Annotated in this window: 20 protein-coding genes, 1 pseudogene and 1 other annotated feature; of the genes and pseudogenes, 8 read left to right on the top strand and 13 right to left on the bottom strand. The window is 34.2% G+C overall.

The annotated features are described in order from the left end of the window. Window positions 1-288: 288 nt before the first annotated feature. Together CDZ89_RS04985 and CDZ89_RS04980 are read right to left on the bottom strand one after the other, a co-directional pair. Window positions 289-561: a hypothetical protein gene (locus CDZ89_RS04985; protein ID WP_096152957.1), complete on the bottom strand. Its 273-nt coding sequence runs from the start codon at window positions 559-561 to the stop codon at window positions 289-291. Window positions 562-631: 70 nt separating this feature from the next. Beyond that, window positions 632-2,227 (bottom strand): amidohydrolase, encoded by a 1,596-nt coding sequence (locus tag CDZ89_RS04980; RefSeq protein WP_096152955.1) that lies wholly within the window; start codon window positions 2,225-2,227, stop codon window positions 632-634. A 1,044-nt stretch (window positions 2,228-3,271) separates the two neighbouring features. Here CDZ89_RS04980 and CDZ89_RS04975 point away from each other — a divergent pair. Together CDZ89_RS04975 and CDZ89_RS04970 are read left to right on the top strand one after the other, a co-directional pair. Further along, the gene (locus tag CDZ89_RS04975) at window positions 3,272-4,294 is read left to right on the top strand and encodes a DUF3231 family protein (RefSeq protein WP_096152954.1); all 1,023 of its coding nucleotides are present in this window, start codon (window positions 3,272-3,274) and stop codon (window positions 4,292-4,294) included. 318 nt (window positions 4,295-4,612) lie between these two features. Continuing rightward, complete coding sequence (locus tag CDZ89_RS04970; RefSeq protein ID WP_096152952.1) at window positions 4,613-4,981, top strand: hypothetical protein; 369 nt, start codon at window positions 4,613-4,615, stop codon at window positions 4,979-4,981. A gap of 55 nt (window positions 4,982-5,036) precedes the next feature. Here the strand turns inward: CDZ89_RS04970 and CDZ89_RS20600 are convergent. Next, window positions 5,037-5,317, bottom strand: a pseudogene (locus CDZ89_RS20600) (IS21 family transposase); the annotation flags it as partial. A gap of 391 nt (window positions 5,318-5,708) precedes the next feature. On the opposite strand from CDZ89_RS20600, the gene CDZ89_RS04965 reads away from it, so the two are divergent. Both CDZ89_RS04965 and CDZ89_RS04960 read left to right on the top strand, forming a co-directional pair. Next, window positions 5,709-5,939 (top strand): hypothetical protein, encoded by a 231-nt coding sequence (locus tag CDZ89_RS04965; protein WP_100333336.1) that lies wholly within the window; start codon window positions 5,709-5,711, stop codon window positions 5,937-5,939. A 38-nt stretch (window positions 5,940-5,977) separates the two neighbouring features. After that, entirely contained in the window at window positions 5,978-6,856 is an 879-nt protein-coding gene (locus CDZ89_RS04960; RefSeq protein ID WP_096152949.1) for a PstS family phosphate ABC transporter substrate-binding protein, read from the top strand. A gap of 262 nt (window positions 6,857-7,118) precedes the next feature. On the opposite strand, the gene CDZ89_RS04955 is transcribed toward CDZ89_RS04960, so the two are convergent. From CDZ89_RS04955 to CDZ89_RS04945, 3 genes are all read right to left on the bottom strand, one after another. Further along, the gene (locus tag CDZ89_RS04955; protein ID WP_096152948.1) at window positions 7,119-7,322 is read right to left on the bottom strand and encodes an alpha/beta-type small acid-soluble spore protein; all 204 of its coding nucleotides are present in this window, start codon (window positions 7,320-7,322) and stop codon (window positions 7,119-7,121) included. 126 nt (window positions 7,323-7,448) lie between these two features. After that, window positions 7,449-8,657 carry a tRNA uracil 4-sulfurtransferase ThiI gene (gene thiI, locus CDZ89_RS04950; RefSeq protein ID WP_096152946.1) on the bottom strand — a complete coding sequence of 403 codons (1,209 nt, stop codon included), beginning with the start codon at window positions 8,655-8,657 and terminating at the stop codon, window positions 7,449-7,451. Between the two features lie 5 nt (window positions 8,658-8,662). After that, window positions 8,663-9,796, bottom strand: coding sequence for a cysteine desulfurase family protein (locus CDZ89_RS04945; protein ID WP_096152945.1), 1,134 nt, complete (start codon window positions 9,794-9,796; stop codon window positions 8,663-8,665). A gap of 226 nt (window positions 9,797-10,022) precedes the next feature. On the opposite strand from CDZ89_RS04945, the gene brnQ reads away from it, so the two are divergent. Beyond that, a complete protein-coding gene (gene brnQ / locus CDZ89_RS04940; RefSeq protein WP_096152943.1) occupies window positions 10,023-11,333 on the top strand; it encodes a branched-chain amino acid transport system II carrier protein in 1,311 nt (436 codons plus the stop codon). Between the two features lie 41 nt (window positions 11,334-11,374). Here brnQ and CDZ89_RS04935 read toward each other — a convergent pair whose 3' ends face one another. Together CDZ89_RS04935 and ezrA are read right to left on the bottom strand one after the other, a co-directional pair. After that, window positions 11,375-11,707: a hypothetical protein gene (locus tag CDZ89_RS04935; RefSeq protein WP_157842677.1), complete on the bottom strand. Its 333-nt coding sequence runs from the start codon at window positions 11,705-11,707 to the stop codon at window positions 11,375-11,377. Next, on the bottom strand, window positions 11,679-13,409 hold the full coding sequence (ezrA, locus tag CDZ89_RS04930) for a septation ring formation regulator EzrA (RefSeq protein WP_096152940.1): 1,731 nt from the start codon (window positions 13,407-13,409) through the stop codon (window positions 11,679-11,681). Before ezrA ends, CDZ89_RS04935 begins: the two co-directional genes overlap by 29 nt. Before the next feature lie 437 nt (window positions 13,410-13,846). Between ezrA and hisJ the strand changes: the two genes are divergently transcribed. After that, a complete protein-coding gene (gene hisJ / locus CDZ89_RS04925) occupies window positions 13,847-14,644 on the top strand; it encodes a histidinol-phosphatase HisJ (RefSeq protein ID WP_096152939.1) in 798 nt (265 codons plus the stop codon). On the opposite strand, the gene refZ is transcribed toward hisJ, so the two are convergent. Next, the gene (refZ, locus tag CDZ89_RS04920) at window positions 14,639-15,262 is read right to left on the bottom strand and encodes a forespore capture DNA-binding protein RefZ (protein WP_198508229.1); all 624 of its coding nucleotides are present in this window, start codon (window positions 15,260-15,262) and stop codon (window positions 14,639-14,641) included. The genes hisJ and refZ overlap by 6 nt on opposite strands. Window positions 15,263-15,601: 339 nt before the next feature. Between refZ and CDZ89_RS04915 the strand changes: the two genes are divergently transcribed. Continuing rightward, a complete protein-coding gene (locus tag CDZ89_RS04915) occupies window positions 15,602-16,078 on the top strand; it encodes a GAF domain-containing protein (protein WP_096152938.1) in 477 nt (158 codons plus the stop codon). A gap of 60 nt (window positions 16,079-16,138) precedes the next feature. Here CDZ89_RS04915 and megL read toward each other — a convergent pair whose 3' ends face one another. The 3 genes from megL to CDZ89_RS04900 all read right to left on the bottom strand — a co-directional run bounded on the left by megL (window position 16,139) and on the right by CDZ89_RS04900 (window position 19,944). Beyond that, window positions 16,139-17,323, bottom strand: a complete 1,185-nt coding sequence (gene megL, locus CDZ89_RS04910; protein ID WP_096152937.1) for a methionine gamma-lyase — start codon at window positions 17,321-17,323, stop codon at window positions 16,139-16,141. A gap of 156 nt (window positions 17,324-17,479) precedes the next feature. Then, window positions 17,480-19,261, bottom strand: a complete 1,782-nt coding sequence (locus tag CDZ89_RS04905) for a sensor domain-containing diguanylate cyclase (RefSeq protein WP_227521438.1) — start codon at window positions 19,259-19,261, stop codon at window positions 17,480-17,482. A 68-nt stretch (window positions 19,262-19,329) separates the two neighbouring features. Then, a complete protein-coding gene (locus CDZ89_RS04900) occupies window positions 19,330-19,944 on the bottom strand; it encodes a hypothetical protein (RefSeq protein ID WP_100333335.1) in 615 nt (204 codons plus the stop codon). A 275-nt stretch (window positions 19,945-20,219) separates the two neighbouring features. Here CDZ89_RS04900 and rpsD point away from each other — a divergent pair, with 275 nt between their 5' ends. Then, the gene (rpsD, locus tag CDZ89_RS04895) at window positions 20,220-20,822 is read left to right on the top strand and encodes a 30S ribosomal protein S4 (protein WP_096152935.1); all 603 of its coding nucleotides are present in this window, start codon (window positions 20,220-20,222) and stop codon (window positions 20,820-20,822) included. 504 nt (window positions 20,823-21,326) lie between these two features. Here the strand turns inward: rpsD and tyrS are convergent. Next, entirely contained in the window at window positions 21,327-22,589 is a 1,263-nt protein-coding gene (tyrS, locus tag CDZ89_RS04890) for a tyrosine--tRNA ligase (protein ID WP_096152934.1), read from the bottom strand. 53 nt (window positions 22,590-22,642) lie between these two features. After that, window positions 22,643-22,878 (bottom strand) — a binding site (T-box leader). Between the last annotated feature and the right edge of the window lie 48 nt (window positions 22,879-22,926).

Here is a 22,926-nt window from a genome sequence, read left to right as displayed (position 1 = left end):
CTTTTTGAAAAAAATAATAAATAATAGGCTTGGTGTTAAAGAATGATGTTTAGTATTTAATACCAACTAGCTGTTTATTTCCGTGCAAGGCGGAGACTCCTGCGGGAGAAGCGGGAGACGGGAGACCCCACAGACGCGAATGCGTCGAGGAGTAGGTTTTTTCACGACAGTGAAAATAACCTTCCTTTTTACCGCCCGCGGAAAGCGAAGCCTTGCACGGAAATCAACAGCGGTCTTTTACCGCATAAAAATAAAAAACCGTCTGTAGATTATTCTACAAACGGTTTACTACTCCTTCCGAGAAGACGATGGTATATTTAACGAAATCCCTATGCCAAAAATAAAGCCAAGATTATACCAACCGCCATTATTATTCGTTTCGTAAATAACAACAGTATCTGAAAAAAGAGAGATAATAAAGGAAATGACAATGATAAATCCATGCCAGAAACCAAGCCAAAATCCAGCAGGTGAATGAGATGAAGAAGTTCCATCTCCAGGTAAACATCCAGATAAAAAAATCAACATTACTACGAAAATAACAATATGTCGTATTTTCATAATTTTGTCCTCCTATAAAAACTAGTTGTTTTATTAATATAAGAGGAAAAAACAGATTAGAACCTGCACACTACTTTTGATACATTATTTCACCATTTACAACAGTCATTTCTACTTCTGTGTCCAACATTTCATCATGTTGAATTTGAAATAGGTCTTTATTAAGTATTGTAAAGTCTGCATAGTACCCTTCTTTTAATAAGCCTTGCTTGTTTTCTGCTCCAATGGCTTGAGCTGATCCTAAAGTAAATAGTTGAATGGCTTCAAAAACAGATAATCTTTCTTGTTCATTGTATACTGTTTTATTAAGATCTCCAGGAACCGTACGTGTAACAGCTGCATGGATACCTAACAAAGGATCTACCGGTTCAATCGGTGCATCTGAGCCACCAGCACAAATAAACCCTTCGTCTATTAATGTTTTCCATGCATAACAATAGTTCATTCTTTCTTCGCCAAGTCGCTCAATTACCCATGGGAAATCTGTAGCAACAAATCTAGGCTGAATATCTAAAATGATTGGTAACTTCTTTGCACGATCAATTAATTCTCTTCGTAAAATTTGCGCATGAATAAGTCGATCCTTTTCACCAGCTGGACATGGATACAATTCAATTGCATCCAATACATATTCAAAAGCTAAGTCTCCAATCGTATGAACCGCAACTGGCATATTGTACTCTCTTGCCTTTTTAACTAAGGCAAACAAATTCTCTTTTGAATGCATTTCTACACCAGATGTTTCAGGGGCATCGTTATAAGGTTGACTTAAAAGCGCTGTTCTTCCACCTAATGCTCCATCAGCAAAGATTTTCATTGCACCGAATTCTATAAAAGCAGTACTTTCCTTGTATCTATGTCCTTCACCTTGCATATCGTCTACAACTTCGTGGTGAACAAGCAAATGAGCTCTATAGTTTAATCCATCTTGTTCAATTACTTTTTTAAACGCATCGTATGTTTTCGTAAAACTTCCATAATAACTTAAATCTTCACTATGACTTCCAGTTAATCCGAGAGATAAGCAATCTTTAATGGAAGTTTTTAAAGCCGAGTATAAGTACTCTTCCGTAGCTCTCGGTATAATGTTTTTTACTAAGTCTGCAGCTGCATCTAAAAGATAACCAGTAGGTTCACCATCATTATCTTTTACAATAACTCCTCCTACAGAATTTTCTGTCTCTTTCGTTATTCCAGCTAGTTTTAATGCATACGAGTTCACTAATACTGCATGCCTGCAAACTCTTGATAAGATCATTGGATTGTTTGGGGCTATTTCGTCTAACTCATTTACATGAAAGATCTTTCTATCTGGAAAATTATTTTCATTCCAACCTTCTCCAAACACCCATTCGCCTTCTTTTGTTTCGTTAACTTTTTTCTCAAGCGCTTCTTTCATTTCAAAAGGCGATGTGAAGTTAGATAAATCTAAGCGCAGTAGTTTTTCACCGTGACCGATTAAGTGCATGTGGCTATCAACAAACCCCGGGTAAAGAATAGAATCTTTTATGTCCATTCGCTTTTCGATATTGCTACTGTACTTATCTTCTAGTTCACTTTTACTTCCAAGTGCTACAATTACACCGTTTTCTATATATAATGCTTCTACTTTTTCGTTTTCCTTTTGCATTGTATAAATTGTACCGCCATACCATAGTTCTCCCATGTGTTTCATGCTCCTTTAATCTCGTTAATACAACAAGTTCTTTGTTTAAAATCTTGCCCTTTCCTTTCCACTGCAGCCACTTGCTTTCCGCGGGGTGTCTGTTCCAGGCGCTTGCTCCATTCAAAACTTACCTCTCCTCCGGTCGATAAGTCAACATGCTTTGCTCCTTATGTCGTAAATCGTGTTTCCTTTATCTCCCTCCGTAGCGGTCCAGTTTTGATGAGGCAGAACGAGCGACGTCCGCATTTCGACGAGTGACGTGAGCCTCCTCGGCGTCCCATCTGTGGGGTCTCACGCTTCGCTCTTCTTCCCGCAGGAGTCAAGTGGCTTCCGCGACAATTCACTCAAGGTTTTAAAATCTGCACATTGGTATAAAAACACAATTATTCTTAAATAAAGATTATCATAATTTCAAATGAAACTACATTACTTGTATTGGAAAAAAAGCGAGTGCAAGAAATTATTAAGTAGTTCCGAAAACGTGGAGAAAAAGTATAAAAGCGTCTAATAAATCAGGGTAAATAACAGCCGAAATTACACACCAAATATAATTTACAAAAATAAACAAATTTTATAACAATTGTATATTAGTAATTTAAAAATGAAACTTAATGCCTAATAAACAAAAGGGTGCTTTGTCTCAATAATTATTACAGCTTAAAAGAATTGCAGTAAACTGGAATGCATTTACATCAAGGTTTTCTCTGTTAATAATATGGTTATCATCTGATTTGGGAGAAACATCAAGTTCACAAAAATAAAGGTATATACAGAAGATGAGCGGTTTACAAATTAAAATTTTTTGGAGGTTTATGGATGGCAATTAATGATGAACAGCTAGACCTATTATTAGAGGATAGAGCTTATTGATTATTTCCCTTTTTAATTAAAAATCTCTTTAGAATTAGTCTATTAAGTAAAGTGGAATGTTTATTGGGTAGGTGCTGAGGCATCTACTCTTTTTCTGTTTGAAAGCCCTATACATATAATAAGAAACTTTGGAGAAATTTAATAAAAGTATATTTTTTATGGAGGTCATTTTTAATGGGACAGGGAAAACAGATAAGGCTAACAGCCACAGAAATAGCTCAGCTTTGGACTCAGTACGTGAATGATAGTGCAAGTATTTGTATGCTAACTTACTTTTTAGAAAAAGCTGAAGATGCAGAAATAAAGCCTGTAATTGCTCATGCCTTGGAGCTATCTCAAACTCATGTGAAAAAAGCAACTGCAATACTTTCTGAGGAAAAGAACAAATTACCTCATGGATTTAAGGTAGAGGAGGATGTTGATTTAACAGCACCTAGGCTTTTTTCTGATAGCTATGTTTTAAATTTTGTACATAATATGGCTAAAGTTGGACTTACAGCTTATTCAGCTAGTTTATCTGTAGCTATAAGAGCTGATATTACAGACTTTTATATGGAATGTCTTACTGAGACTATGCAATTATATAAGATGGCAAAGGATTTACTTTTATCAAAAGGTCTATATACAAGACCTCCTTTCTTTCCAAATATAGGAGAATTTGAATATGTGGAGAAACAAAGTTTTATTTTGGATTTCTTTGGAGATAAAAGGCCTTTAATAGCACTAGAAGTATCTAATCTATACACTAATATTCAAAGAAATGCTTTAGGAACAGTCACACTAGCTGGATTTAGTCAGGTTTCAAATTCAAAGGATGTAACACAATTCTTTCTAAAGCTAATAGAAATTGCAAAGAAACATGTTAAATTATTTGGAGAAAAACTGGAGGAAAGCAATCTCCCTCTTCCATTGTCTTGGGGTTCAGATTTAACAGAAAGTACATCCTATACATTTTCAGATAAACTTATGATGTACTATACATCTGGATTGATGGCTTTAAGTATTGGGTATTATGGCACAGCAATAGCTCAAAGTCTTAGAATGGATATAGCTATTATGTATAACAGATTGATACTTGAGGTTCAGAAAATTTCTGAGAATGGAGCATATCTCCTGATAAAAAACAAATGGTTGGAACAACCCCCAATGGCACCTGATAGGAAAGGGTTAGCATATAAAAATATAAATAATGATTAACATAAGCTTATCTAGAAGGATAAGGGATGATACTCCTCTGAACTTATAACTGCTTTTCCTGCTGATAACTGAAAATGAATAGGCTACACTAAGTTGGAAAGAAAAAATAAGGGCATGTAAAGTAAGACTACTAATATTAAGGAGTGTGCTGTAGCCACGTCAACGTCGGACATTTATAGCCGAATTTAAACTGCAATTAGTGAGGCTTTATGAAAACTGTTTATGGTATCTTAGCCACAATGACAATTGAAACCCGAGCCACTCTGATAGAAAACAGACCCTAGTTGTATCAATTAGGGAAAATGAGGAGTGATCAAATTGCGAGATAAAAAGAATATAATTCACCTTTATTTGGAGGGGAAAAGGAAGAGGAGCATTGCACTAGCCAAAAAAGCAAGAAATACAACGGATAAATATATTAATGAATTTGAGTTAAGTAGAAAGACAGACTTACGTAATCTTCCGATTACTGAAGTGATTTTAAAAGCTTCTTCCTACAAAAAGAGAGTTGGGCGTAATAAAGCCCTCACTCAGGAAATGATGGAGCAATTACGTTATTTTATTAAAGGAAATGAGTGGAAAAGAATTCACTATATGGGCAAGTGGTTTTGTCCCTTCTGTATTAACTTATGCCAACATGAGAACAGTAGTAGGTTATTCATATGTACAGAGAGACTAATTACATAAGTATGCGGAACCTTTCTATATGAACTATAAACTTTGCGTGAACATCTAATACTCATACTTGTGATTCGGATTGATATAACCTTGCAAATCGATAGTTACTATGTGCTAACGTGAAAGCGTCTAAGGAATAGCTTTTTATTTTATTTTATTTTCATTTTCTTGTTTTATCTCTCCCCAGTCGAACTCAACTTCATGTCCAGGTAGACAGTTTTTTTAAATGTATACTTCACTTGTTTTAGAAATATCTTTATTAACAAAGTTCCTAACTGTCGTGTAGCTAATTGAATAACCTTCCTTGAGTAATTTCTCATGCATATCAACCATCTTCATCTGCTGATTGATACGAACTAATCTTGAGATTTCTTCAGTAATTGACCAGTTAGACATAGCCGTAGTACGATAGCCAAAAGTCATACCAACGTCTGGCTTTATATGGTCGGGATTGCAACATTATCAGAATTGATATTTCATTGTTATTTCATACCAATTATTTCCTATAAATATCAATATGTCAATAAAAAATAGAATACCATTTAGTTTGTGATTTGGTGTGCTATCTCATATTTTATTTCTTATGTTTCTCCACATTATCTTACACTCCTTTTCTTTGTTTCCTTTACTAGTGATGCTTCTTTTTTAAACACCATTCTTTATCAAGCGGAAAGGTATATCTTCTTTTTGTGGAATATTATTGTAAATAAATTCACTTTGAATGGAGGTTTTAGTTGTGAAAATTTTAGGAGCCATTATTTTAACTGCTATTATGTTATTCATCGTTTTTTATGCAACCATTATGATTGCACTTTCTTCCAGTAAAGCAATGTACGTTATATTCACATTGATTGTTATCTTAGGTCTAATTACCTTTTCTAACCTATTTATATTTAATCAATTTAAAAAGAGATTGCCAAAAATTTGTTTTAGTGTATTCGTTACGGGAGCAATCCTTTTTTCGTAAACATTGGACATAGTTCGTACGTTAATAGTCTAAAGATAATGAGTACGCAAGACGTTGATTTATATCTTTATGAACCGTTCACTGAGGATAATAAGCTTGCTACATTAGATGAACCTGCATCTTTATCACTTACAAACAATTTGCCAAAATTAGATGGATCTACAGCTCTGTATCCCGTTTTTGCTTCATTCGTTCAAGCAGTCTATCCGGAGAAAAAGTATTCTAACGAAAAGGGAGACGTTGTTTCTACTCAAACAAGTGGAGCATGGAGTGAATTGTTAAAAGGTACACGTGACATTATATTTGTTCCACCACCACCTGATAAAGTTGTAAGAGAAGCTGAGAGACAAAATGTTACGCTAAAACAAACTCCAATAGGTAGAGAAGCATTCGTATTTTTTGTTCATAAAAATAATCCAGTCGATAATTTAACAGTGGAACAGATTCAACAAATTTATGCTGGAGAAATTACGAATTGGAGTGAAGTTGGAGGTAAAAACGAAGAGATTCACGCTTTCCAACGACCTGAGGATAGCGGAAGTCAGCAAGCACTCATAAAATTAATGGGTACAAAAAGATTAATGACACCACCTAAAGAACAAGTAGCTTCCGGAATGGGAGGTATCATTGAATCGACTGCAGAATACAAAAACAAAACAAATGCAATTGGTTTTTCATTCCGCTTCTTTTCTCAAGAGATGGTTCAAAACGGTAAAATAAAGCACCTATCCATTAACGGAGTTGAGCCAACAAAAGAAAACATCCAGAACGATACTTACCCCATAATAAGTGAATTTTACGCAGTTACAATAGAAGAAAACACCAACCCGAATATTCAACCATTCATCAATTGGATCATATCAAACGAAGGACAACAACTAGTAAAGAAAAGCGGTTATGTAGCTGTGAATGATTGAAGTATATTATATTCTTTTTATGTAAGTCGGATTGTATTGTGCTCAATCTACAGCGGTAATCTAGATAGTAAAAAAGGGCTGAATCATCAGCCCTTTTGTTCGTTCGACTTCTCCGCATGTTTCGGTTCATTACGGCGTTTACGCCCTTGCTTTTGTTGCTGCTTATGGATTTGATCTTGTTCTTTCATCGTATGTCCCACCTCTAATATGTCAAAAGTATAAGAAGGTGGGGTTTCCCCCACCTTGTAGCCATTTTATATAATTATTTTTGGTAACCACCGATTTGTTGCTCAGCCATTTGAACTAAGCGCTTAGTGATCTCACCACCAACAGAACCGTTAGCGCGAGCTGTAGCATCAGGGCCTAATTGAACACCAAATTCAGAAGCAATTTCGTATTTCATTTGGTCAAGAGCTTGTTGTACTCCAGGTACTAATAATTGATTTGAGCTGTTGTTGTTTGCCATGTGTTTTCACCTCCTTGTGAGTATAGAGTGTGTAAAAACACATGGCTTCATTCTAAAATCCTTTTGGAAATTGTTCACATTTTGTACAAAAACAGTAAAGCGAGTGTGATGTCATTGTATAGAGCACTAGAATAACTCGTTAAATTCCTCTTCATTAGTTAAATCTTTAGGAGAAATTGTTACTATTTCCGTATTTGTTACTGCTTCTTCCACCATTGCCTCTATATCGAAAAAGCTTTCATAATAGGTGACTTTCTCTGTTTTCGGCTTTGTTTTCGGAGAAGTTGGTGTAAAGATGGTACAACAATCTTCAAATGGTCGATTAGAAATTTCTAATGTATCAATTTTCGTTGCTATCTCCATAATTTCTGTTTTATCCATTGTTAACAATGGCCTTAAAATTGGGGTTGTAGTAACATCATTAATGGCAACCATACTTTCCAACGTTTGACTTGCTACTTGTCCAAGGCTTTCCCCGGTAATAATGGCAAGGCCTTGTTCTTTCCTTCTAATTTCATCAGCAATACGTAGCATAAATCTTCTCGTTGAAGTCATTGTGTAGTTTTCAGGAACTTGTTTCTGAATGGCTACTTGAATATCCGTAAACGGAACAATATGAAGCTTTATTTTTGGTCCAAAGTTCGTTAATTTTTTTACTAAATCAACTACTTTTTGTTTTGCCCGTTCACTTGTGTAAGGAGGACTAAAAAAGTGAATGGCATGTATCTCGACTCCTCTTTTCATCGATAAATAGCCAGCTACAGGACTGTCTATCCCGCCTGAGAGCATTAGCATTCCTTTTCCACCAGTGCCAACTGGCAGCCCACCAGGACCTTTATAATCTTTACAAGTAATATATGTTGCTTCTTTTCTAACTTCCACTCGCACGTTTATATCTGGCTTTTTAACATCAACGTTAAGGTTTTCTGTATTCTTAAGAATATGTGACCCAATAGCGTAGTTCAATTCATTTGTATCTAATTCAAATTCTTTATAAGCACGTTTTACTGTAACTTTAAATGTTTTGCCTTCGTATGGTTGATCTTTTAATGCCAATAATGCATTATCTTTAATGTCTTCTAATACTGTAGGTGACTTAACAGCTAAACTGAATGAATGTAAACCAAAGATTAAAGATAATTTTTCTATAATTGGCTTATGAGGTTCACCGTTCAACTTAATGAAAATACGATCTCGATTTTTCTCAAACTTTAAGTTTGGATAATCTACCAAGTTTTGCATGATGTTTGCATTTAATGCTTTTATAAATTTACTTCTATTTCTACCTTTTGTAGATAATTCACCGTACCTTATTAAGAGATGGTCATATATCATGTTCATTACCTCGTTACTTCTTTTATTTGTTTAATGCTTTTATCTAATTCTCTTATGAAGATATTCATTTCATTTTTTGTCGTTTCAAATGAAAAACTAATGCGTATGGAACTATTAGCAACTTCATCACTAACGTTCATCGCTTTTAGCGTTTTGCTTGGTGCTTTTCGTTTTGATGAACAAGCTGATGTCGTTGATACGTAAATATCTTTTTTTCCTAATGCGTGGACAAGCACTTCTGACTTAATACCAGGCACGGAAAAATTAACAATATGTGGCGCACTATGTTCTACCGGTGTATTTATAACGACACCATCCACTTTTTGTAATTCTAATTTTGCTTGTGTGCTTAATTGGTGGAGGGAATGCAAATTTTGTTCTAATGACATTCTCAATGCTTTTGTCATCGCCACAATTCCAGCAACATTTTCGGTTCCAGATCGAACCATCCACTCTTGCTCTCCTCCCACTAATAAGGGAGCGAGCTTAATCCCTTTCCTTCTATATAAAATTCCATTTCCTTTAAGTCCATGAAACTTATGAGCGGACATCGTACATAAATCAATTTTACATTCCTTTAGAGGTAAAGATACTTTACTAATACCTTGCACGTTATCCACGTGAAAAGTGACATTAGGATATTTACACAAAATTTTACTAACCTCTTCTAATGGTTGAACGATTCCAACTTCATTATTCACATACATTAATGATAATAGAATGGTGCTGTCTGTTAATAATTCACTCAATTGTGTTAAGTTGATTCTTCCATCTGAAGAAACGTCTAAATAACTGACACGGAAACCAACTTGTTCTAATTGATTAAATACTTCACTTACAGAAGGATGCTCTATTGTTGTAGTAATAATATGATTACCGACATTTTTCTTAGCTAAAGCCGTCCCCTTTATTGCAAGGTTATTACCTTCCGTCCCACCCGATGTAAAGATAATTTCACTATCGTGTACACCTATGAGATTTGCTATCATCTTTCTAGACTGTTGTAATAATTTTTCCACTTTTCCACCTAATGAATGAATAGATGAAGGATTGGCAAAATAATCTTTACTTACTTTTATATAGGTTTCTAAAACTTCATCATATGGTTTTGTTGTTGCACTATTATCTAAATAAATCAAGGCAATGCCCCCGTTTTTTATCCTTTTGGCAATTATTAATGTTAGCATACTCGTTCAGAGAAAGAAAAGAGTATTACTAATTGAGTGATGTTTTAATATAGATTCAAAATATTCAACACTTTCTTAATATAGTTAATAATTTAACTTTTATAATATTCGACAATTTTCTCATCAATTATGATACTATGTAAACGTATTCATTTTCTTAATTTTCAGGAGGAAACATATGAGTAATAAATTATATTCAAATAAGGATATTCTTATATTAGGGTTAATGTTATTTGCATTATTTTTAGGGGCAGGTAACATGATATTCCCACCACTGTTAGGTCAATCTGCAGGTACAAACCTTTGGATCTCTGTACTCGGGTTTTTAATTACCGGTGTAGGGTTACCATTACTAGGTATAATTGCGATTGCCAAAACAGGTGGGGACTTACAAACACTTGCTAACCGTGTTAATCCTGTTTTTGGATTAGTTTTCACTTTAATTATGTACTTAGCTATTGGTCCTTTCTTCGGAATTCCTCGTACAGGAACGGTAGCATATGAAATAGGTATGACACCATTTCTTCCTGCTGGATGGAATACAGAAGGATGGCCACTATTTTTATATACAATTGTGTTTTTTGCCATTACATTCTACGTAGCATTAAATCCATCTAAATTAGTAGATCGTATCGGAAAGATATTAACTCCAATTCTTTTAACTGTTATAGGAATTTTAGTTTTAAAAAGTATTGTAACACCTATGGGCGAAATACAAGCACCTGCTCTAGCTTATGAAGAATCACCATTCTTTAAAGGGTTTATCGAAGGTTATTTAACATTAGATACAATCGCTGCGCTAGTATTTGGTATCGTTATCATATCTGCTATTCGTGATAAAGGAGTGACAGATAAGAGAACGATCGCAAACCTTTGCCTTAAAGCTGGATTCATTGCGGCAGCTGGGTTAACCGTTGTGTATGCTGCACTTGCTTATCTAGGTGCAACAAGTAAAGATGCGATTGGAGATGCAGCTAACGGTGGTGTCATCTTATCTGGATCTGCAAATTATTTATTTGGTTCCATTGGAGCGGTAATTCTTGGTCTTGCTATTACATTTGCATGTTTAACAACATCAGTAGGACTTGTATCAGCATGTAGTAAGTTTTTTGCAAAAGTAGTTCCAACTATTTCTTATAAAATGTTCGTTGGAATTTTAAGTGTTTTTAGTATGATTGTTGCAAACGTTGGCCTTAATCAATTGATTACTTTCTCATTACCGGTATTAATTATGATCTATCCACTCGCGATTGTTTTAATCGTCCTCTCCTTCGTGAAAATGGATAACCCATCATCTGTTTATGGATTCGCATTACTATTCACTGGAATTATTAGTGTAGTGGACGGACTTGCAATTGCAGATATTAATATCACATTCTTACAAAACATTTTCAGTAATTTACCACTATATGCAGAAGGTGTCGGCTGGTTAGTACCTGCTATAGTTGGAGCACTAATAGGGTTTATATTAGGGAAAATAAAATCATAAAAACGAAAACGTAAGGGCTGCCCAATATGGACAGCCCTTTTTTATTTTATATCAAGTATGGAAAGTAAACGATCAATGGAAATGTTCGTTTCTGTAATTTTTAACTTTCTTAACAATTCTACCGTTAGCCCATCTTCTAACGTAATATGGACTACTGCATCTTCTTCGCGTTCAGTAGTTACTTCTTTTTGTGGATTAGATTCTTCTTTTTCCACTTCCCTAACTTCTTCTATAGGAATATCAGTAACAATCGTTGGTGCGGGAGGAGTATTCGTTTGAAAGTTATAAAAAGCACTTCCCCATGTCAGTATAATCCCGATGAATAGTACTAACATGATTGTTATACTAGTTAATATTTTGTTGTTCCACTTCACCTTCATCATTTCCAATTCTTTTTTCAATTAGTTTATCGATTCTCTTAAGTACCCCTGGATCTACTTCTTCTAGCGATGTAGCCGCTTCTTCCAATGCCGCAGCATATTGAAAACTACGGAACAATTGCTCGGCCTCTACTAGCCTTTCATGTACAGAATTATATTTACTTCTATATCGATTTCCATACTGAATAACTTTTTCTGCTAATGCTGCATTTTCTATAATGTCTTTCGTCTCATTATAACATTTTTCAACGGAAGCAACGGCATGTTGCAAAATAACATTAACCTCAATAATATTCAATGGTTTTTCTTCTAATTTTTCCGTAACAGCTTTAATATTACTATTCGTTTCTGCAATAAGATCATAAAAATCTTTAGGTAATCCTGGTAAATTATTTTTATCAATCATTCTTCTAGATTCAAATAGTAATTTTCTCAAATGAACTAACTGTTCTCTTGCAGCCATTTCATCTTTACGCAATGCTTGTAACATTATTACATATTGCTCATGTACTTCTTGAATAGAATTAATTTGCTCACATATATCTTCTAATTCTTCTTTTAATATGGAATATGCAATGGACTTTTCCTCTAGATGTTGTTTCAATATTAAAAATCTGTTATTTAATTTTTGAATATTGCTTTCCATTGTTTTTTGCGTTGTAAGGTCGTCTTCTAATAGTTGATAACTCTCTTGAACAATAATTGTTTCTTCTTTAGAATTTGTTGATTGTTCTGTTAGCTGACCTAAGTTCGTATGAATCGTTGGAATTTCTTTATTGATATATTGTTTGGAAAGAGCTTCTTTTTCTATAAGGTCGTAAAGTGACTCGAGTTCCTCTTTTACAGAAGATACACCTTCTGACGCCTGTTTTACATCAGTATTGTTTAATAGTTCTAAAAGCACCTTCAATTTAGAACGCAACGTTTCTACTTTTTCTTCAATTTTTAAGTGGTCTAGTTTATATCCTTCTTCTATCATATCTTTATAGCCGGATTCTATTTCCGCGAGTTGCCCCGGAATGATAGAGTGACATTCTATTAATTGATTTGGTAACTCATTTAGCTTGTATTCAAACTCAGCGATTTCATTCTCTACTTTATTAATAAGATCCCTTGCAACTAGGTAATTACCATTATCAATAGCTTCTTTAAACTCTGTAAAACTCTCAGCATAAGCTTCTAAATTTTTTTCAAGTTTTGTTGTTGCATTTCCGTATTGGTGTCGTTGCGTTAATAAATGCTTTTTGCATTGCTTATATTTTTCTTCTAATGTTGTCGCCTTTTCATTACTATCCGCTTGGCTACCAATCAATTCTTGTAGCTCAGCATATATTTCATCTATACTTTTTTCTATTTCTGTTAATTGCTCGTCAGCTTTTTTAGCAACTGCTTTTGCTTTTTTAAATCGATACTTGTCAGCATATTCCTCTGCATCAAACAACATCTCTTCAATGTTTGGAAGTTGATATGTCAAAATATCATCCCATTTATTTCTCCAATTTTCAAAAAGTTCTTCTGTTTGACCTGTCATATTCAAATCTTTTACTTTCGACAATTCTTCCGTAACAGGCTTGTTCATGATCGACATTTTCCACACTTCTAGTCGGTCAACTTCACTATAAATCTTTTTTCTAGTAAAATAACTAAACGTAACAAATGTAATAGCTAAAACTAATATTCCAATTACTATCTTCATCCGAAAGTCCCCTTTATCCCTGTTGGTCTTCTTAAGCCGATTTACCTTTTGTATGTAAAAACATTAATAAAACGTTTAGTAAAATAACATTATCATAAAAAAAACAAACTTCTATTTGATATTCAATGTATTTATGATACCATGTTACCGACATTTTTTGACCTAAATTTTAATATTTTTTTACATAAAAACTAGTAATTTGTCCGTTTTTTTGTAGATGAGAAATTTATATCATACTTTTTACTCATTGTTCTGTTCAAAAGCGCGGGTGATTATAGCGAGATTAGTATGAAAATCAATACTATCTTTAAGAATTAAAATTGTCTATGTTCATTTATTGCTGTCAAAAGTTACATAAATAAAGACAATTTAATAGAAATTAGAATGTAAGTAAAGTATGATAGTAAAAAATTATTTGCACAAAGAGGGTAGAAGAAATGAAGGATAAGCACATTCATACTTTTTATTGTCCACATGGGACAAGAGATACGTTAGAGCAGTATGTGGAACAGGCTATTAAGCTAAAAATGGATGAAATCTCTTTCACCGAACACGCTCCACTTCCAAAGAGGTTTACAGATCCTACTCCACACAAAGACAGTGCGATGAATTGGAATGATTTGAGTATTTATTTGGAAGGGGTAAGAAAACTGAAAGAACGTTATCAAGGAAAGTTAACGATAAACTGTGGATTAGAAGTAGATTTTATTGAAGAATTTGAAGGGGAGACAAAATACTTCTTACAAGAGTATGGCAGTTTACTTGATGACAGCATTTTATCCGTGCATTTTTTACGTAAAGATATAAACTACTATTGTTTAGACTACAGTGAACAGCAATTTGGAGAAATAGTGAAGGTATACGGAAGTCTTGATGAAGTTTACAAAGCTTACTTTGAGACTGTTGAAAAGTCTATTACATCTGACTTAGGAATATTCAAGCCGAAGCGTATAGGCCACATCACATTAGTGGAGAAATTCAAATTGCTTTATCCATACAATGGGAATCTATCACTTTTCGTATTACCATTATTAGACCTAATAAAGAAACATGAAATGCAACTTGATTATAATGGTGCGGGAGTAAATAAAAAATATTGCCAAGATACATATCCGCCAGAACACATTGCGTTTGAGGCAGCAAAAAGAAAAATCCCTCTCATTTATGGCTCTGATGCCCATAACGCGCAGGATTTAGGTCAAGGGTTAGAAAGAATTAACAAGCAACTATTATAAAGCAATTCTTTTTGTACCCTGGATAAAAACCATCTGTTCTAACCATTTTACAATAATTTTTTCATACTGCATTAAACTATTCGCATCATATGGCATTATTTGCCATACTTCTGACAAGTAAGAAGCGTGAAGAAAAGGCATGCTTATCATGTTTCTTAATTGAGCAACCGTAAGAGGTACAGAAATAGCATGAAATTCTTTTGTTTTTCTACCATACTCAAATACATATTTATAAAATTGCTTTTCCTTCGCTAAGTACGTTATCATTATTTCTCTTGCTAAAGTTGTCTGTAACATTATTTCACGATAGACGTAGCTAGCAAGTTTACTATTCTCCCTATGAAATTGTAAAACAGATGATATTGTCGATAGAAGACATTCTCTTGCCGAGTATGTCTTTATTTTTTTAAATTGGTATTCTAAAATTAGCATATACTCTTCAAGGAAGCTAGTTATTAAGTGCTCATGCAAGCCAGCTTTACTAGAAAAATAATAAGAAATATGGGCTACATTTACTTTCGCTTTTGTAGCAATATCTCTTACACTCGTTCCACTATAGCCATTCGCATGAAATAATCCTATCGCTGCTTCTACTATCCTATTCCTAGTACTATCCAATTCCTTCACCCCCAACAAATTTAGTGCTTTAGATTAATTGTATTTATTATGTGAGTCCGTTTCATAATGTACGACTACTAGACGAAAAACGAATAATAGCATCGTATTCTGTATTTATACACCTTAATAAATGAACATATTATTTTGTATATCACTAAAATATTCGTTTTTCATTAAACGAACTGAAATTATGAAATTGATTCATGTAAATGGAGTTACTATAGTTGATTTCTATAACGGTTCCGTTTATCCTTTTATTAAATGTCGACAAAGTACATGGGAATTGTGTATGATTTGCCAATTTGAGTAAATGATTTGTGAAAAAGTGAGGGGAAAATGATGTTTCAAGTCGAACTATATTCTGGAACTAGAGAAGAAAATTACGAGTTAGTATTAAAACAATTAAAAGCATTGATTAGTGATGAGCCAAATTTCATCGCAAACTTATCCAATGCGTCTGCTTTATTAAATGTATTCTTGAAAGAAATTAATTGGGTTGGATTTTATTTAACGGAAGGAAATGGACTTGTTTTAGGGCCTTTCCAAGGTTTACCTGCTTGTGTAAGAATACCATTTGGAAGAGGAGTTTGCGGAACTGCAGCATCTACAAAAGAAACGCAGTTAGTGGATGATGTTCATCAATTCCCAGGTCATATCGCTTGTGATGCTGCTTCTCAATCAGAGATTGTAGTACCGATGTTAAAAGACGGAGAAGTTATTGGAGTATTAGACATTGACAGTCCAATTAAATCTCGATTTGATGAAGTAGATAAAAAATATTTACAGCAGTTTGTAAATGTATTATTAGAAGGTTAAAACTTGATAATGAAAAGCTCAAGTACTACTATAAGTGCTTGAGCTTTTTCAAATCAGCTATTATTTTTTCAATTTTTCTAAAGCTTGCTGTAAGTCTGCCCAAATATCTTCCCATGCTTCAAGTCCAATAGATAGACGAATTAAGTTCTCTGTAATCCCCATTGTCTCGCGTGTTTCTTTCGGTACGACAGAATGAGTCATCGTAGCTGGATGTTGGATTAGGGTTTCAGCATCTCCTAGACTTACAGCTATTTTTATTAATTTTAAGTTGTTTAAAATCTGTTGGCATTCTTTTTTTCCACCTTTAATAGTGAATGAAATTAGGCCTCCACCTTTACGCATTTGTTTTTTCATAATAGGGTAACTCGGATTATTTACATCCCCAGGATAAAATACTTTTTCAACAAGCTCATTCTCTTTTAACATATTCGTCAATTTTTCGGCATTTTCGCAATGACGATCCATTCTAACAGGCAACGTTTTTAATCCTCTTAAAAGTAACCACGCATCAAACGGTGCCATTACACCACCAATGTCTTTTAAAGTAGTCATCGAAATTTCTTGTATCCATTCTTTTTTTCCTACTACTAATCCTGCGATAACATCCCCGTGACCACCAATATATTTCGTAGCACTGTGTAGTACGATGTCACACCCTAGTTCAATTGGGTTTTGTAAATATGGAGAGCTAAATGTGTTATCAACTACAACTGGAATATTCTTTTCCTTTGCTATAGAAACAACCAAGTCTAAATCAATCAACATCATAGTAGGATTTACCGGTGTTTCTAAATAAATACAGCTCGTCTCAGGTCTGATGGCGTCGCGAATTTCTTGTTCTGTTTGCATCATGCAAAAGCTATGGGATACGTTATACTTTGACTCTAACAGTGTTAAAAGTCCAAATGTACATCCGTATATCCCCTGTGAACATAAAATATGGTCATTACTTTTCGTTAAACCAATTAAAGTTGCAGAAACTGCGGCCATACCAGAGCCAAACGCTAAGCCTGCTTCTGCCTTTTCTAATGCAGCAATTCTTTCTTCTAACATTTTTACTGTTGGATTTCCTAGGCGGGAATAAATATACCCTTCTTCTTCTCCTGCAAAGCGCTTCTCCCCTTGTTCCGCTGTTTCAAAAGAAAAAGTCGATGTTTGATATATAGGTGGTGCTAGACTTCCGTGAAATTGCGTACTATCGTATCCGTCATGAATTACCGTAGTCTCAAATCTCTTTTTGTCCATATCTATTTCCCCCTTTGTTAACACCTACCATTAGCATATGGCATTTAACATGAAAATGAAAGCGTTTTCTTTTAAAAGATTTATGGCATTTCGAACAACTATGTACTACCTTAATAACCAAAAAGAAAAGCCCCGAAACCAATTCAGGGCTCAAAGCTATGATGAGAATGCTGTATTTTCTTTTTGTATGCAATATTTATTTTTACCAGTTTCTTTTGCTTCATAAAGAGCGGAATCCGCGTTTAAAAATAGTTCTTTCGCTGTAATACTATCTCCTTTTTCCCAATAAGAGATACCACATGAGATGGAAACAGTTGGTGTTGTTTTCGTAGTTACTTGTGTTAGTACACGTTCAGCAATTTGAGTACCAAGGGACAAGTCTACTTTAGGTAAGTAGATTGCCAATTCTTCGCCACCCCAACGTGCTGCAATATCTGTATCGCGAATATTTTCTTTTATTATATTGGCCACTTGAATTAATATATCGTCACCAACTTGATGTCCGTAACGGTCATTAACAAGTTTAAAATCATCTATATCGACTAGTAAAAATGTTCCGAAAGAATCGTTTTTCATCGATACTTGTATTTTTTCATCTAAATACTTTCTTGATCTTAATCGCGTTAAATAATCTGTAATGACAAATTTCTCTAACTCTTCCCTTAACATGGAGTTACTGAAGGCAAGCGTAGAATGGTGAATTAATGATTGTAACAATTTAAACTGGTCAAAACTAAAGAAATATGGCAACGTATGCCCTACGATACAAGCTCCAATTTTATCATTTGATAATTCCATTGGAATAACGATACATGAATAAAACTCTAAGTCTTTTAAAGTAGGATTACTTCTAGTATCACTAATGAAAATCGGCTCTTTCTGTTGAATGATACTTTGTCTTACGTAATCAATAAGGACGTTTGCATTTTCTTTTTCAAAAAAGGAAGTTGACCCTTCTAATATATCTTGTTCCGTTTTTCTTCCATCTCGATTGCAAACTAAAAAACCGAGTTCTTTTGCTTGGAATGTATCCATTATCTTTTCGTATAAATAAGCTGTCACTTCTGACAATCGTAAATTCGTATTTAATTGATGGGATGCCTCATTAATTAATCGAAGGTCTGAAATGGATTGCCTTGACTGTTGGTATAATTGAGCATTTTCAAAAGCAGTTCCAGCCGTATTTGCTAAAAGTGTAATAAACATTATTTCTTCTTTCGGGAAAACAACAGCATCTACTGCGATTATCTGTAATACTCCGTAAATCCCTTGTTTCCCTTTTAGCGGTATATAAATATACGATCTTTTTTCTTTTATAGAGTCCTCTAATTGCACTTCACCAGTAACATAAGCTTGCATAGCAACCGAGTCACCCTCGTCAAAATTGAAGCGCTTAACAGGCAGGTTTTGAAGGTTATCATAGTCTGATGTTAACATTAAAAAATAGGTGTAATCATTATACATGTTTCGTAACGTTGCAAATATTTCTGATAGTATCGTATTTATTTCCATCGTTGAATGAAACTTAGAGGTTACCCGATATAATTGTTCGTATCTATGTTGTTCATTTTTTGCCAAGACTAATTTTTTCACTTTATTTAAAACTAATGCCAGCTCTTTGGAAAGCTCGTTTATATAATCAGTTGGTATTTTCTTTGTTTTGTAAACATGTAAAAGCAATTCCCCCTCATAAACCTCATTATGAATTAGTGGAATGCTATATTTATTTTGATAAGCATTAATTAAGTCGTTAGGTTCTTTTATAAATAATTCTTTATCGTTGCATGAGATGACTTTAACATTTTCAACTTCCATATTTTCTTTCAAAAAATCTTCAACAATTACATTTATTGTTTCCAAATCAAAAATTTCCGAATGAAGAAAGTAATCATACATTAACATTTTCAATTGCTTTAAGCTCATTTTAGATTGGTTCATCTCATTCACCTTTTATTTTTTGACTACTTACATTATACCAAATCTAGTTAATATTTCCTATTATTAATTTATGAAAAAAGAAGCATTACATCTTCCTCTAATTGAATTAACCACAATGAATCATCAGTTGACAATTTGTGTACATGAACCGGCTTTTGTTGAATTGCTTTTTGTACTACTTTTATATCATTTTTATAAACTTCTATTAAATATTGTACAGTGTCCATCTCACTTATTTGAATGTTGTATTGTTCTTGAGTTTTTTTAACTGGCTTTTCAAGTTGCGTTTTCACCACATCTAATTCTTTTGTAAATAACGTAAATTCATCTTTTAACTCAACCCAAACATCGTTTGAACTTGCATTTTTACTAATACTATTGGGCACTTCTTTTAATTCAACTGCTTGGATCGTTTCGAAGCGAAAGTTATCGTTCACATTTATTCTATATGTAACTAACATTGGCTTCCCTTCGTAATCTTTTACCATTGCTACTATTGGGGATTCATTGTTCTCATCCATCACTTGTAAAACTTCTACTTGCAACTTTACATTTTCGAATGAATCATCGGAAGAGAAAGTAAACATTTGGAATTGAACTTTAAATAATAGCATGGTAATAATACTAATAATGACGATTAAACTAAGTCTAATTATTTTCTCGTTTTTTGTTTCGTTCTTCATCAAATTCTCCTTTACAAAACCTACTATTATATTTATACCATGAAAAAACCTTGACTTTCATTTGTTTTTTTTATACAATAGCGTTTGTGTAAAATATTGCAGCCTATGTGATATGCTAGTTTGATTATTTTGTTCCCCGATATCTATATCGGAGGTGTATCGAGTAACTCTTTGCTGCAGAGCGAGGATACATGAAAACATCATAATCCTGTTAGTAATTTCGCTAAGGGTTATTATTGCACAAAAATAATAACACATTAAAGGAGGAGTCATTCATGGCTCGTTATACAGGTCCAAGTTGGAAAATATCCCGCCGTTTAGGAATTTCTTTAAGCGGAACAGGTAAAGAATTAGACAAGCGTCCTTACGCACCAGGACAACACGGTCCAAACCAACGTAGGAAGATTTCTGAATACGGTTTACAATTACAAGAGAAACAAAAATTACGTCACATGTACGGTATGAATGAGCGTCAATTCCGTCGCTTATTCGATATTGCTGGCAAATTACCTGGTAAACACGGTGAAAACTTTATGGTTCTTTTAGAATCTCGTTTAGACAACGTAGTTTATCGTTTAGGTTTAGCTCGCACTCGTCGTCAAGCTCGTCAATTAGTTAACCACGGTCACGTTATGGTTGATGGCGCACGCGTTGACATCCCTTCTTTCCGCGTGAAAGTTGGTCAAACAATTTCTCTACGTGAAAAATCTTCAAACTTAACAGTTGTGAAAGAATCAGTAGAAGTGAACAACTTCGTTCCTGACTACCTAACTTTCGATGCTGACAAGTTAGAAGGTACTTTCACTCGCTTACCAGAGCGTTCTGAGTTAGCTGCTGAAATTAACGAAGCATTAATCGTTGAGTTCTACTCTCGTTAATAGTTTCGGAGACCCCTGTCGATTATTCGATTGGGGTTTTTTTATGGTGATTTTCTATTTTCTACGTACAACTATTTTATTAATCCTCATTTTATTTTAAAATTTGTTTCTAGAGTTTTTCATTTATTTTGTGTTTCAATCCATGTAGTTTGTGTTTCAATCCTTATACTTTGTGTTTCAATTCCACCTTTTTCTGTTTCATTCCATCTCACCGCATACTCCTTCATCCCAATTGTGTTTCAATCCAAGCAATTTCTGTTTCAATCCTTATACTTTGTGTTTCAATTCCACCTTTTTCTGTTTCAATCCATCTCACCGCATACTCCTTCATCCACTTGTGTTTCAATCCAATCAATTTCTGTTTCAATCTTTAGCAAATACAAACAACACCACCACACCTACCCGAAGCAAAAACGAAAAATGACCTTAGAAATTACTCTAAGGCCATTCATACATATATCATTGACTTTATTCCACAAAAATCTATTTCTAAAAAAGAACGCATTAGTATTTAATTAAAAAGTACTTCTTCTTCCCTCTTCTAATAACCGTAAATTGTCCTTCAATACGATCTTCTTTAGTTAAGACACGCTCTAAACTTGTTTCACGTTCGCCGTTTATAGAGATTGCACCGTTTGTTATATCTTCACGAGCTTGACGCTTAGAAGGTGCAATTTTGCTCATCACTAAAAGTTCCAATAAAGCAACATCATCTTCTCCTTCCAATTGGAACGAAGGAACATCTTTAAAACCTTGTGAAATTTCTGATGCAGTTAAATCTGCGATGTTACCTTTAAATAATGCTTCCGAAATACGAATTGCTTGCTCTAATGCTTCTTGACCATGAACAAGTTTTGTAACTTCTTCACCCAGTTTCTTTTGAGCGGAACGTTTTTCAGGTGCTTGTTCCATCTCAGTTTCTAACTCATTAATTTCCTCATGGGATAAGAAAGTAAAGAATTTCAAGTATTTAACAACATCGCGGTCATCTGTGTTAATCCAGAACTGGTAGAACTCGTAAGGAGATGTTTTCTCTTTATCTAACCAAATAGCTCCGCCTTCTGTTTTACCAAACTTAGTTCCATCTGACTTTGTAACTAATGGAATTGTTAACCCAAAAGCTTTTGCTTCATCTTCGGATTTACGGATAAGTTCCAAACCAGCAGTTATGTTACCCCATTGGTCACTTCCACCTATTTGTATTTTACAATTTTCATTTTTGTATAAATGTAAAAAGTCTAGTGACTGTAAGATCATGTAAGTAAATTCTGTAAAGGAAATTCCAGACTCAATACGAGACTGTACAGAATCTTTTGCAAGCATGTAGTTAACCCCGAAATTTTTACCAACATCTCGTAGGAAGGTAATTAAATCCATGTTACCAATCCAGTCAAAGTTGTTCGCAATAACAGCTGGATTATTAGCAGCTTCAAAGTCTAGAAAGCAAGAAAGTTGGTCTTTAATCTTATTGGACCAATCCGCAACAACGTCGGAAGTGTTTAACGTACGTTCTGCTTTTTTACCACTTGGATCACCAATTAAACCTGTAGCTCCACCAACTAAAGCGATTGGAGAGTGTCCAGCTTGTTGAAATCTTCTTAACGTTAAAACAGGTAGCATATGACCGATGTGTAAACTGTCTGCTGTCGGATCGAATCCAGAGTATAACTTTACTTTTTCCGTTTCTAACAACTTCTCCAAGCCCTCTTCATCTGTAATCTGATTAACTAGGCCGCGGAACTTCAAATCTTCTAATAAGTTACTCATTCCAATTCCTCTTTTCCTTTGATTTAGTCAAATAAAAAAACTCATCCCTATATAGAAGGGACGAGTTTATATCTCGCGGTACCACCCAACTTGCAAAGCAACAATCATTGCTTTACCACTTGTTTGTTCATAACGGCTTGATAACCGTCTTTTGCTAATAGGCTCAAAAGCTGTTCACAAAAGAAGCTCTAGGAGGTAATTCATATTTAATGCAGTACTGATTTGCACCTACCACCAGCTCTCTGTAAGCTCGCTATTAAATATTACTAATTCCTATCTTTGCTTATCACTATTCAAAATAATTATAAAGTACTTTTATCATATCCCCAAGCTATTT

Origin of the sequence: Bacillus alkalisoli (assembly GCF_002797415.1) — a bacterium.
Classification (GTDB): domain Bacteria; phylum Bacillota; class Bacilli; order Bacillales; family Bacillaceae_I; genus Bacillus_CD; species Bacillus_CD alkalisoli.
This window is presented reverse-complemented; position numbering and strand designations above follow the sequence as displayed.

Bases quoted from the DNA above. Each gene is read 5' to 3' on its own strand.
- CDZ89_RS04915 (WP_096152938.1), top strand. From the start codon at position 15,602: ATGTTTCAAGTCGAACTATATTCTGGAACTAGAGAAGAAAATTACGAG.
- CDZ89_RS04900 (WP_100333335.1), bottom strand. From the start codon at position 19,944: ATGAAGAACGAAACAAAAAACGAGAAAATAATTAGACTTAGTTTAATC.
- hisJ (WP_096152939.1), top strand. From the start codon at position 13,847: ATGAAGGATAAGCACATTCATACTTTTTATTGTCCACATGGGACAAGA.
- CDZ89_RS04985 (WP_096152957.1), bottom strand. From the start codon at position 561: ATGAAAATACGACATATTGTTATTTTCGTAGTAATGTTGATTTTTTTA.
- CDZ89_RS04905 (WP_227521438.1), bottom strand. From the start codon at position 19,261: ATGAACCAATCTAAAATGAGCTTAAAGCAATTGAAAATGTTAATGTAT.
- CDZ89_RS04960 (WP_096152949.1), top strand. From the start codon at position 5,978: ATGAGTACGCAAGACGTTGATTTATATCTTTATGAACCGTTCACTGAG.
- rpsD (WP_096152935.1), top strand. From the start codon at position 20,220: ATGGCTCGTTATACAGGTCCAAGTTGGAAAATATCCCGCCGTTTAGGA.
- CDZ89_RS04980 (WP_096152955.1), bottom strand. From the start codon at position 2,227: ATGGGAGAACTATGGTATGGCGGTACAATTTATACAATGCAAAAGGAA.
- ezrA (WP_096152940.1), bottom strand. From the start codon at position 13,409: ATGAAGATAGTAATTGGAATATTAGTTTTAGCTATTACATTTGTTACG.
- CDZ89_RS04975 (WP_096152954.1), top strand. From the start codon at position 3,272: ATGGGACAGGGAAAACAGATAAGGCTAACAGCCACAGAAATAGCTCAG.
- tyrS (WP_096152934.1), bottom strand. From the start codon at position 22,589: ATGAGTAACTTATTAGAAGATTTGAAGTTCCGCGGCCTAGTTAATCAG.
- CDZ89_RS04955 (WP_096152948.1), bottom strand. From the start codon at position 7,322: ATGGCAAACAACAACAGCTCAAATCAATTATTAGTACCTGGAGTACAA.
- megL (WP_096152937.1), bottom strand. From the start codon at position 17,323: ATGGACAAAAAGAGATTTGAGACTACGGTAATTCATGACGGATACGAT.
- brnQ (WP_096152943.1), top strand. From the start codon at position 10,023: ATGAGTAATAAATTATATTCAAATAAGGATATTCTTATATTAGGGTTA.
- thiI (WP_096152946.1), bottom strand. From the start codon at position 8,657: ATGATATATGACCATCTCTTAATAAGGTACGGTGAATTATCTACAAAA.